Source organism: Nostoc sp. (assembly GCF_036917135.1).
Taxonomy (GTDB): domain Bacteria; phylum Cyanobacteriota; class Cyanobacteriia; order Cyanobacteriales; family Nostocaceae; genus Nostoc.
Window position 1 is genome coordinate 1 of record NZ_JBALEA010000066.1, and the last position, 12,308, is coordinate 12,308.

The 12,308-nt window shown below is 42.2% G+C and carries 8 protein-coding genes; 4 read left to right on the forward strand and 4 right to left on the reverse strand.

Annotation, left to right across the window (positions count from 1 at the left end):
• Positions 1-452: 452 nt before the first annotated feature.
• Entirely contained in the window at positions 453-1,832 is a 1,380-nt protein-coding gene (locus V7K50_RS19620) for a folate/biopterin family MFS transporter (RefSeq protein WP_334962885.1), read from the reverse strand.
• A 180-nt stretch (positions 1,833-2,012) separates the two neighbouring features.
• Here V7K50_RS19620 and V7K50_RS19625 point away from each other — a divergent pair, with 180 nt between their 5' ends.
• The 4 genes from V7K50_RS19625 to V7K50_RS19640 all read left to right on the forward strand — a co-directional run bounded on the left by V7K50_RS19625 (position 2,013) and on the right by V7K50_RS19640 (position 8,091).
• Positions 2,013-3,251 carry an anhydro-N-acetylmuramic acid kinase gene (locus tag V7K50_RS19625; protein WP_334962886.1) on the forward strand — a complete coding sequence of 413 codons (1,239 nt, stop codon included), beginning with the start codon at positions 2,013-2,015 and terminating at the stop codon, positions 3,249-3,251.
• A gap of 64 nt (positions 3,252-3,315) precedes the next feature.
• Positions 3,316-3,762 (forward strand): hypothetical protein, encoded by a 447-nt coding sequence (locus V7K50_RS19630; RefSeq protein WP_334800444.1) that lies wholly within the window; start codon positions 3,316-3,318, stop codon positions 3,760-3,762.
• A 403-nt stretch (positions 3,763-4,165) separates the two neighbouring features.
• Complete coding sequence (locus tag V7K50_RS19635; RefSeq protein WP_334962888.1) at positions 4,166-5,179, forward strand: glycosyltransferase family 2 protein; 1,014 nt, start codon at positions 4,166-4,168, stop codon at positions 5,177-5,179.
• 1,358 nt (positions 5,180-6,537) lie between these two features.
• Entirely contained in the window at positions 6,538-8,091 is a 1,554-nt protein-coding gene (locus V7K50_RS19640) for a serine/threonine-protein kinase (RefSeq protein ID WP_334962890.1), read from the forward strand.
• 474 nt (positions 8,092-8,565) lie between these two features.
• On the opposite strand, the gene V7K50_RS19645 is transcribed toward V7K50_RS19640, so the two are convergent.
• The 3 genes from V7K50_RS19645 to V7K50_RS19655 form a co-directional block, all read right to left on the reverse strand.
• Complete coding sequence (locus V7K50_RS19645; RefSeq protein ID WP_104908243.1) at positions 8,566-8,763, reverse strand: NblA/ycf18 family protein; 198 nt, start codon at positions 8,761-8,763, stop codon at positions 8,566-8,568.
• A 925-nt stretch (positions 8,764-9,688) separates the two neighbouring features.
• Positions 9,689-10,426, reverse strand: coding sequence for a Stp1/IreP family PP2C-type Ser/Thr phosphatase (locus V7K50_RS19650; RefSeq protein WP_334962892.1), 738 nt, complete (start codon positions 10,424-10,426; stop codon positions 9,689-9,691).
• Between the two features lie 16 nt (positions 10,427-10,442).
• On the reverse strand, positions 10,443-12,128 hold the full coding sequence (locus tag V7K50_RS19655; protein WP_334962977.1) for an ABC1 kinase family protein: 1,686 nt from the start codon (positions 12,126-12,128) through the stop codon (positions 10,443-10,445).
• Positions 12,129-12,308: the final 180 nt, after the last annotated feature.

Genomic DNA, 12,308 nt, shown 5'->3' on the forward strand with positions numbered 1-12,308 from the left:
TTTGGATTAGTTAAAGCAAGGCGTAAGCGTCATCGAGACATTGACGCTTACACCCAACAAATTTGGGCTTTATCTTCTTAAGTTGACACCAATGGCCAGTGCCGTGCCCCTACACCTTGCGATATAATGTTGTACCTCATCTGAATGGGAACCGCTATAAAACACATCTAATTTGCATATTAAAATTTTCTTAATATCTTGTGGGGTGGGCATCTTGCCCGCCCTGATTATGCAAGTTAAATGCCGATTAGCTTAATCGCAGAACTTCTGCATAAATTTGGTTATTGGTCAGCGATCAATAACAAAGGACTAAGTTTTTAGCACAATACTAAGTAAGTCGGCGTTAAAAAATCAACCTATCTAACGAAGTGTAAAATCAGAAAAGAGCTTATAAATGAATCATTTTTTAAATCAGATAATTGCCCTAAAAATAACCCCTACTCACTCCGATTTCATTCAGTCATCAAATCTGGCAAAAATGGTTGTTCCCCATCTTTAGGTGTCTCAGTTTGCTCATCAGCAGCAGGTAGCCAGTTGATAAATGGTAGAGGTAACAACGTGCTGAGGTTAGTAATTAGCACCAATAGCCAAAGTGACTCAAAGTTCGTTGCGGTGATCCCTAGCCAATAGGTGATTAATGCCCCGAATGCATGGGAAACCGTTCCTGCTGAATTAAATATTGACATTAACAAAGCAAATAATGTTGCTTCCACACCAGAGGGACAAAGCCTTGCTGCTAGCACCATCACTTGCATAAAGGCAATTTTCCCCATCACAGTGAGAATCAGGCTATCACCCAAACTAAACCAGTGATCATCTATACCCAACCGCCGGTTTGTGTGAGTCACTAACAACAGCATCGTCATTCCCAAAATTGACGAAAGGACTGTACTCCAAGCAAAAATCACGCGAAAAGGAATGCTTTTGAGGAAACGTTGGAAAATCCAAACACCTGCTAAAGAAGCGAAACTTGTCACCAAATGCACCCGCCCCAAAAATTCTGGTTCAAAGTGTAGTTCGTTGGTAGAGAAGTAGAAAAAGGCTGATTCAGCATTTGGGGTAGCTTGCCAGATGAAGATAAACGCCGTTGGTAGCCAAATTGTTTTTTGGGTAATGGCTTGGCGTAGCTGCTTCAGTTGATGTTTGATTGGTAAAGGGTTGGTGTGATTACTATCTTCAGCATTTTTGCTAACGGGGGACTCAGCAATTAACCAAGCTACCCCTGAGACAATGAGAGGGAATAAGGCGGTAATTCCAAAGACAGTACGGGTAGTAAAGTATTGGAGCAGCAGACCGCTAAAGTATGCTGTTATTAAACCTCCGATCGCAGAAGCACCCCAGCATAGAGATTGTAATGAACCGGCTTTTGCTTGGGATTCGCCTCTAACTCGTTCCACAACTAGCGAGTCAACTATGACATCACTCATGGCGACACTAAGAGAACCAAGGGCGATCGCTAAGGTAGCTGCCCAGCTAGTATGAACTATTGTGGCCAAACTCACCCAAGAAGCACATCCCAGTATCCCAGATAAAATCAAGTAAGGACGCCGACGATAGCCAAAGATCGGCAAGCCATCAGAGATAAAACCAAACACCGGCTTAATCATCCAAGGTAGGAAGACAATTCCCAATAGCGCCGACACCTGCACAGGACTCAGCAGCAGTTCATCTTTGAGGAAAAAGCTCACGGCTAGACGCGATAACCCTAAAATTCCTTGAACAAAGTAAACGGTGAGAATTGCAATCAACTCTGCATTGGGTTCATTACCCAAGAAGAGTTTTTGTGTTAATGAGTCTTTGATCTTGGACAAGCCAGATGATTGAACCACCATTTGATAAATATTTTTTAAATTTTATTTACTTTTCTATCATATCGATTCTTTGATTTTGACATTCTTCCCTTGCTCTCCATCCTCGTGTTTCTCTAGTCAACTATGCCACCTGAGTTTTTTTGACATCGGTAGTAACATGAATTAAACTACCTCTTGCAATCAACAAAAGAATCTTGATCAATGCATCCGACTGAAGAAGTTGCTGTCTCTACTCGCGTTATCGGTTTAATTAGTGGCACATCCGTAGATGGTATAGACGCTGCGTTGGTAGAGATTTCCGGTACAGAATTGGATCTCAAAGTTGAGTTGCTAGCCGGGGCAATATATCCTTATCCCGCCGAACTCAGAGAAAGAATATTAGCAGTTGGTGCAGGTGTTGCCATCTCAATGGCAGAATTGGCAGAAATAGATGATGCGATCGCCATTGTCTTTGCTCAAGCCGCCCAAAATATTCAAATTGGTCATCAGCCAGCCACTCTCATTGGCTCCCACGGTCAAACAGTTTATCATCGACCACCTGCGGATAGGGGAATGGGGAAGAAAACCACTCCCCACTCCCCACTCGGTTACAGTCTGCAACTAGGGCGCGGTGCATTAATTGCCCATCTTACGGGCATTACAACTGTGAGTAACTTCCGCATTGCTGATATCGCTATTGGTGGACATGGTGCGCCTCTCGTGCCCAGAGTAGATGCCTATTTACTCAGTCATCCCCAGGAGGGGCGTTGTATTCAAAATATTGGTGGTATTGGCAATGTTGCTTATATTCCGCCTCGGACTGACGACTGGCTCTCAAAAATTCGCGCTTGGGATACCGGCCCAGGAAATAGTCTGTTGGATCTGGCAGTGGAGCATTTAAGCGATGGTGCGAAAACTTACGATGAAAATGGCAATTGGGCAGCCAGTGGTACTCCTTGCTATCCATTGGTGGAACAATGGCTCAAGCAAGACTACTTTCATCTACCGCCACCCAAATCCACTGGACGAGAGTTATTTGGTGTGACTTACCTGCATGAGTGTTTAAAAGATGCCCAAGTATACCAACTCAATGCTGCCGACGTACTGGCAACTCTTACAGAACTTACAGCTGCTTCAATTGTTCATAGTTACCGCGCTTTTTTGCCGGAAATGCCACAGAGGGTACTATTATGTGGCGGTGGTAGTCGCAATCTCTATTTGAAACAAAGATTACAGATGTTGTTGGCATCAATACCAATTTGGACTACAGATGAAGTCGGCTTGAGTGCAGATTTTAAAGAAGCGATCGCCTTTGCGGTTTTAGCCTACTGGCGAAATTTGGACATTCCTGGCAACCTACCTACTGCCACTGGGGCACCTCAAGAAGTGCTTTTGGGAGAAATTTACCAAGGTCATTTTGATTCTTCACTCAGCACTGGCTCAACGCCCCGCTATCGCTAACGCAACTCAGCCCTGCTATAACTGTAGTCTTCGCAGTACTCGATCAAGGCAGGGTATATAAAAGGTGGCTCATACTTTTTTATTGGAACCAGGACGCTGGATAATACAAGGAAATTGGCTGGAACGCAATGGTATGCCAATCAGCGTCAAGGGTATGACGTTGGTAGCTTGGAATCGAGATAACTGGTTCACTATGGCTACAAAACTCATATTTCCAGGTAGCGATCGCTCCGAAATCTCTCTACAATATAAAGGGCGGCTGCATGAGGGAGAGCGACAGTATACCTTTTTACTCCAACATAATCTTTTAGGGCAGGTTGAAGGTGAAGGCTGGATTGGTCTAGATACTATTGTGCAGCGTTACTGGGTACTAAGCGATCGTCAGCGTCGTAGTGGCTTTGAAACCCTGCATCGGATTTCGGAAGACACATACTACCTCAGTAGTGGCATCTTGGCTGGTCATTTTTTAACTAACACAATGGAAGCTAGCCTAGAACGTCAGTCAACCTAATGGCAGTTAAGTAACTAGTACATCACGGCAAAGATAGAGCAACCATCGCTGCCTAACAAAAGTATTACAGACTACAAAAGCTGACAGCATCCTTGGAGAAAAGTTTGTAATCTTATGTAATGTCTCATACCTGACCTTAACGAGTAATTGTTTATTTTATCTAACTACGAAGTTGTAAGTAAGTAGACAAGAATACATCAAACTATGTTCACAATGTAAATTTAATTAGATAGGCTTTTAGTAAGGGATTCAGCCCTATTTTGAAGGCTAAATCCTGACTACAAAGCTTGATTTATTCGCATCTATACTAAATATGTAGTAATGTATAGTAAAAAGGCAATTGTTAAATTATCAGCAGGATTTTAGCCTTTTTACCTAACCGTGTAGTCAGGAGTTCAGTTTTGTGAATCCTAAAGTCTCAGTCATTATCCCTGCTTACAATACTGAAGCTTATATTGCCAAAGCAATAGAGTCAGCCTTAGAGCAAACCCTCACTGATATTGAAGTTATCATAGTCGATGATGGTTCAACTGATAAAACTGTAGAAGTCGCTAAAAGCTTTACTGACCAACGTCTCAAAGTGATAGTTAATCAACAAAACCTTGGGGTTTCTGCTGCGCGTAATCGTGCCCTCGAAGCAGCCCAAGGAGAATGGATTGCTGTTCTTGATTCAGATGACTGGTATGCTCCTGAAAGATTAGAAAAGCTGGTGTTGCTGGCAGAAGAGACAAATGCAGATATGATTGCTGACGATCTTCATTTAATTCAAGATGGTGCAACATCTCCTTGGAGTACATTGATTCAAGAAAGTGGACAAAATATAGATAAAACTCTCCAAATTGATATCATTCATTTTGTAGAAACTGATGTCTATGGACAAGTAGGGTTACATCTTGGTTTAAGCAAGCCTATATTCAAACGAGAATTTCTGGTGAAGCACGGAATTGAGTACGATGAAACCGTAAAGACAGGTGAAGACTTTTGGCTTGATCTGAAATGCTTAATTAATGGCGCTCGCTTTTTTCTTGTGCCAGAACCCTATTATTTCTACCGCTCACGTACCACTTCTATTCTACATCAAAGCAAATTGTTAATTCTCAATCAATACTGCATAGCTACTAATTCTTTCATGCAACAAGAAGTTGTCAAAAAAAATCCAGCTTTAATACATGCTCTGTCTTATAATCTTGCAGCCTTTAAGAAGAATCTAGCTTACTTTGAAGTTGTAGTGCCTATAAAGCAAGGAAAATGGTTCATAGCATTAACAGAAGCAAGGAAGAACCCGCACTTTTTTCCTTATTTTCTTTCCCGATTTAACAAAATTATCGAACGTCGAATCCAATACTATATAATGGGTAATAAATCAGCTTTTGATATGTCTTATAACCTACAGATAAAACGAAAAACTACCAATTAGTATTAGAGGAATCAGATTTGAATAACGATCAGCATACTGAGACTAAAATCCTTGTTCAGCAAGGCTTTTATCTGAAAACTTTTCATTAATAAAGTCCCATTGCTATAAAATATATTTATCAATAAATAAATAATAGATTCGTTATGAGTCAGGAGAAGCCAGAAGGTTAAACAACTGGGAGCATCCCAATTTTGCAAGAACATATTTGTCATTGCGTATTCCTTCTGCGAGAGTTGGGTACGAAGCGACAGCGTAGTGTTCGCAATGACAATTTATAACCTGAGTTTGATATAACTAGCCAGTTATTTGGGATGCTCCCAAATAACTGGCTAGTTATATCATGTCCGAATAATTAGTTATGATTCCCACCGTCATTGCACCCCACACGCCAGATGCTCCACTTGGGGAGACCCCAGACGCTCTCTACGAGACGCTAAAAGCGAACGCAGACTCGAAGAGGCTGCGCTATCGCTTTTAGCGTCTCCCCTTCTCCCAAAGGGAGAGGCTAGCGCCTGCCGTAGGATGCCCGAAGGACTGTAGGGAGAAGACCGCCAAAGCTCCCCTTAATCCCCTCCCCGCAAGCAGGAGGGGAGACAAAGCATAGCTTTGGCTCTTTGGGGTTCTTCGAGTTTAATAAGTAATCAAGCGGACATGATATTAAAGGGTATCTTTCATTATCCCTACTTACAAAACAAAGGCAGAAGAGAGCCTTGCTGGAGGGACGAGGAAAGTACTAATTTAAAAAAGCTTTAGTTAGGGGTCATTGACCACTAAAATAACAGTTATAAATCCTAATAAGTTAGAGCATTATTTACGAGACATAAGGGCTTGGATCTGATAAAACCTGCCCAGCACCGCTTCATGTCGCCGCATCAGGCTTGATTGATATTCAAAATTCTGCACTCATTACTCAGTTATCAGAACTTTGTGGTGAGTGTGGTACTACGTGATTAAGGTTTTTGCCAGATCCTAAAGTTATCTATTTAGTCAAAATTGGGCAAACTAAAATTACACCATAATTAAAGTGCAAAATGGTACAAAGCGTCATTATAAATATACCCTTTCTACTTGTTTGATTTAGGATGTTGCACCAGTTGTAATAACCGTCTCGGTTCCAAACTGGCAGATAATGGTTTCAATCCTCTTTTAGAGGACTGAAAAAAACTAGTACAGCACCACCTAAATAGAGCAACGATTGGAAATCGCACAAAAGCCTACTCTGTAAGCTTCTTGCCCTCCAACTTCTGCCTCGCGGTACAAGCCGAGAAAGTCATTTATGGGCGCAATAATTCAGATATCAGTTTGAATGCACTTTTCCTCCCAAACACTTACAACCTGCTTTTGGAGTTGAATTTTCTATGTCAGACCCAAACATTGGTCGCTTACTCAGCAAACGCTACCAACTCCAGGAGTTAATCGGTACTGGAGCAATGGGTCGGGTTTATCGTGCTAAAGATACCTTATTGGGGGGTGTACCTGTTGCGGTTAAGTTTCTCGCTCTATCAATCCAAAATGAAAAGATGCAATTGCAAGACCGCTTTGAGCGAGAAGCAAAAACCTGTGCTTTACTAGGGCAAAAAAGCATTCACATTGTCCGAGTTATGGACTATGGCGTAGATGACAATAACACCCCGTTCTACGTCATGGAATACCTACAAGGAGAAAGCCTGAACAATATTATTCGCAAGCAACGACTGCCTTTACCAAGATTCCTGAGTATGGCGCGTCAACTCAGTCTGGGGTTACAGTGCGCTCATAATGGCATCCCAGTTGAGGGCACTATTTGCCCAATTATCCATCGTGATGTCAAGCCAAGCAATATGCTGGTAATTCAAGATCCCAGCTTCGGAGAATTGGTCAAGGTTCTAGATTTTGGGATTGCTAAGTTATTACAGTCAGATGGCGACCATACAAAATTCTATTTGGGGACATTGGCTTATTCTTCTCCCGAACAGATGGAGGGTAAAGAATTAGACAATCGTGCTGATATTTATAGTTTGGGTGTGATGATGTTTGAGATGCTCACAGGCAAAATGCCACTGGTGGCACCAACTCATTCTTTTGGAGCGTGGTATAAAACACATCACTATCAAAAACCGCGTTCTTTTGCTGAGGTTGTGCCTGGATTAGAACTACCAAAAGAAATCGAAAATTTGGTGATGAGTTGTCTAGCTAAGTTACCACGCGATCGCCCCCAAAGTATCACTGAAATCCTCAGAGTTTTAGGATCTCTAGAAAAGCCTGAGCATACACGTAAAATTCAGCAAGACAGCCATGCTCTAGTTCCTACTAATATAGTGAGCAATGAGGTTGAACAAAAGACTAAAGCCGATTTGCGGGTATCATGGTCTAACGATGAAATCGCTCGTGCCATTTCCTGGCCTAAAAATAAACCAATTGCTGATATTGTTTTTCCCCAGCCCATTCATACCAATGGGGAGGTTTTACCAGCTCTGTGGGTGATGCTACCGCAAGAAGAAATTCAAAAGCGCTTACTCTGTACCCGCTATAACCAATTTTTGTTCATCTCTATTCCCCATCCCATGCTGCTATGGATTACTGTCATCTACAACCGTAAGCATGACGCCAAATGGTTACCTTATTACCTTGATCTCAAAACCAGTGCTGGCCAGGAAATTGCTCGGTTACTTCAGCACACAGGTTACTACCGCCTGTTATTCTTTGCCCGAGAAACACCAAGTCGCTGTACCCATATTTTACTTTCTAGCGTCGCTTCTGCCCAGCGCCAACGACTACAAGAGTGGGTCGCAATGAGCAACACCTTAATGTCCTCTGCCGACCCACAAATCAGTAAAAGTTTACTCAAAAACGAGTACGAAAAGATTAAGCCCCAAATTATCACAAAACTTAAAAGTATTGATACAGATTCTCCTTATGATCTTTCCAGCTAACAATAATTTCTTAATGTTACGTATTTTAGATGTAAGTAAGGGGTAGTCACTCCCAGAATGTAAACTTTTATAAACAAAATATATATAAATATGTAAGTTCTAGTTATATGTATAAATAGTGGAATCACTAAGCAGTCAAAGCAATCTGATCTAAATTATGTCTAAATATTCCTGTGTATATGTTCCAGGAGATTTATGAAATTACGCAGGTGTGATTCTCGGACTAGACGAAACAAAAAGAAGTTTGGCTAAAGCAAACAAGGAATTTAGCTTACCATGCTAAAGTTATGTCTAGACTCAAAAAAGTATGCCGTAGACAATGTTTACTTATTCTTAGTTAGGTTTCCCTAATTGAACTTTTGTACTGATATTGTGGAATTACTTATCGAAGTTGACGCCCCGACATCCCCAGCTCTTTTCCTCCTTGGAACCAAGCAAGAGAAGGAGGTCGCCCACTGCGACATCAGAAAGACTCTATGCCATAGTGGAACCGGAATCTAAGCCCCACTGGTGCTTAAGAAGTTCTTGATAAGTTGCCTCGCGCACGACCATTTGCTCATAAAGCTTGACTAAAAAATCTTTAGCTTGATCGTGGCTCATGTTTTGCACCTGAGTAGAGAATGAGCAGATGCTGAATTGCTGTTCCAAGGATAGTTTCATGGGTTGATTCATAGTTAACTCCGAAAAAACAACGTGTAAAGGTGATATCGCTCACAGAAGTCCAAATGGGATAATATTTTGGACTGATATCTGTCCAACATTTGTTCCTCCGTATTAAGAAAGATAACAATTGTTTGACAGGTTTGCCCACATCCAAAGTGTGGAATTTTTCTGCTTTGATATCTTGCACCTAATCCTACTGATATACCACCCAAGTCAGCCGAACCATATTCGGGAAAATAGGCTCTGTTTGGCCTCAGATAGATAGATATAACTACCTCTCTGACTCCTTCCTACTTTGCCCAACTCTCCTTTGAGGAGAAGAGTAGGTGCTATCCTAAAGCGTCTTAGGTTTTGTGTTTAAGAAAAACTAAGATGCTGTCTCCCCCAGTATGGAGGAAGCTTCAGAGGGCAGGGATTTTAAGGAGGTTGGGGAATGAATGGTAATAAGCGTGAATTATAGCCGCTTTATCTTATTACGTGCAAGATGTCAATTTACCAATTGATGCAAATTTAGCCTCTTAATGTGACTTTGGAGGATAAAAGTATTTGTATCAAATTGTAAAAAGGAAAAATGCTCACACTGAACAAATTACTGAGTATATTTACCGGATTAGTCATTTGTCGCTTGTCCTTTCTCTTTGGACAATGACCAATGACTAATGACTAATGACTAATGACTAATGACTAATGACTAATGACTAATGACCAATGACTAATGACCAATGACTAATGACTAATGACTAATGACTAATGACCAATGACTAATGACTAATGACTAATGACTAATGCTCTTCTATGACTCTGAAGAGAGAATAATCCAAGCCATTAGAAATCGCGGCTACACAAACTCTCGTCCGCCTGTGCGGACTAACGCCAAAATAGGGTTTCAAATTTAATCTGGCGAGAGTAATAAAAGAGCGTTAATGACTAATGACTAATGACTATTTTCTTCGAGTGAGACGATGACAACTGTGATGTTATCGTGCCCTCCTTGCTCTTTGGCAGCCTCAACTAGAGAGATGGCAGCTTTATCAACCCAAGGAGTATCTTGGAGGCAGCTAGCAATCTTCTGTTCGACAAGTTCTTCTGTAAGACCATCGCTACATAACAGCAAGCGATCGCCTACTTTTACATCCATTGGTTGCACATCAATCTGATGCAAGTCTTCACGCCCCAAACAGCGCGATAATACGTGACGAAAAGGATGCGATCGCGCTTCATCTAAGGTGATGTCACCGATTTTGATTGCTCGTGCTACCCAAGTGTGGTCTTCTGTTACCTGCTCTAAGTAGGACTCCCGGAAGCGATACAACCGGGAATCGCCAACATGAGCGCACCAGGGCGACTCTGGGGCGCGGAAAATTACCGCTACAACTGTTGTACCCATATCGGCGCGTTCGGGATGACTTTGCTGATCGTGCAAAATCGCTTCATTGGCACCCCACAAAGCTTGCTCTAGCAATTCTTGGGAAGATTTAGGAGATTCCCAATTTGCTACCAAATACGCCTGAATTTCTTCGGTAGCAATCCGACTCGCCTCCTCACCTCCCGCATGACCACCCATGCCATCGGCGACAACGAAAAACCGCCCTTCTGGGTCGATATAGTAAGCATCCTGATTATTAGATCGAATAAGTCCCGGATCGCTAAAACCCGTGAAATTAAGTTTCATATTTTTTTTGCAACAATTAATACATACGATCGTAACGGTCAAGGCGTAAAATTAGTCTGATCAGGATCACTGAAAGCCCTGCTGCAATTAAACCAGGCATTAGTGCCCACCATAGATGGTTGCTAACCACTAAGATCGTAGCTGAAAGTGTGAAACCACTGATTAACAGAGCATAACTTATTGAAAGCTGAATACTGCTCTGTCGCCGCAGTAGGCGTTCAGTTTCTATGGATCGAACGCGCAAGCGCATATCTCCCCGTTCTAGCTTTTCTAGCGTATCCTCTAATCTACGTGGTAGACCAAAGGCAGTAGTACTTACTTGAGCTGCTTGGCGACTTAATTCGTTAAGAAAGCTATTCCCCTCAGAACCATTCATATCGGTCATAAGCTGCATTGCATAGGGTTTGGCAACTTCCATAAAGTTAAACTCTGGATCTAAGCCTTTGCCTACCCCTTCTAGGGTAGAAAAGGCTCGCATCACGAAAGTAAAAGTTGCTGGAAATCTAAATGGCTGATTATAAGCTATTTCATAAAGGTCGTCACTGATTGCGGCAACTGATTGGTTTTCAAAGGGCTTATCCATGAAATTGTCCAGCATATACTGGACGGAACGCCGTACTGGTCCCATGTCATCCGTTGGGGCGATCGCGCCTAAATCGATGAGAGACTGGACAACGCGATCGCCATCTTTTTGGGCAATCCCAAAGAGTGTTTGCATCAATCCTTCGCGGATGTTGGCTTTAATCCGCCCCATCATCCCGAAATCGTAGAATATTAAAGCGCCACTGGCACTAACGGCAATATTGCCTGGGTGGGGATCGGCGTGGAAAAAGCCGCTATTGAGTAATTGGAGTAAGTAGGCTTGAGCGCCTTGACGAGCGATCGCTTTTCGATCCAAACCTGCTGCTTCTAAAGCTTCGTATTGGCTAATTTTAATTCCAGGGAGATATTCTAAAGTCAGCACTCTAGAAGTAGCGTAACGCCAGTATATTCTCGGTACATTTACCCAATCGTAGCCACGAAAATTCCGGCGAAAAGTATCAGCATTTCGACCTTCGTTAAGATAATCAATTTCTTCCCAAAGAATGCGACAACACTCTTCGTAAATACCCAGCCAATCTCGTCCCCTTCCCCATTTGGGATGGTTTTGAAAGTAGCGGGTAATTCCCTTAAGAATCTGTAAATCTATTTCAAATAACTTTTTTAGTCCAGGACGTTGCACCTTGACAACAACTGATTCTCCAGTATGCAGCACAGCTTTGTGTACTTGCCCCAAACTAGCAGCAGCTAAGGGAATCGGTTCAAAATTATGGAATAGTTCAGGAATTTTCTTGCCTAATTCTTTCTCAATGGTCGCTTCTACTAGCTCATAGCTAAATGCCGGTACTTTGTCTTGTAATTTGGCTAGTTCTTCTACATATTCACCAGGGAATATATCAGCACGGGTAGAAAATAATTGCCCAACTTTGATGAAGGTTGGGCCTAAATCCAGTAAGGTAGTCCGAATCCACACCGCTTGGGTTTTGCGTCTTGCAGCTTGCTTTACCTCAGTCACACCACCCGGATAACTCCAAGATTTGTTGTATAGCCAAAGTTTGAATAATAAGGTCAAGACGAAAGACCAAATATCCACAAAACGCCGTCTGCTAGAGTATTTTTCCCGATTCCAACGGTATGCTTTCTCTGAATAACCTTGTTCCATATACTTTGTGTACCGTTGGTTTGCAACCGAATCACTTGGAAGAAAAGACACTCTGATTCCTAAACTATTTTTTCTTAAGTGTCCTTTGTCATTTGTCATTTGTCATTTGTGCATAATTTTTGACCAATACTTCTCTACGAGAGGCTGCGCCAACGACTACGCGGTAGTTGAGCGTAGCGA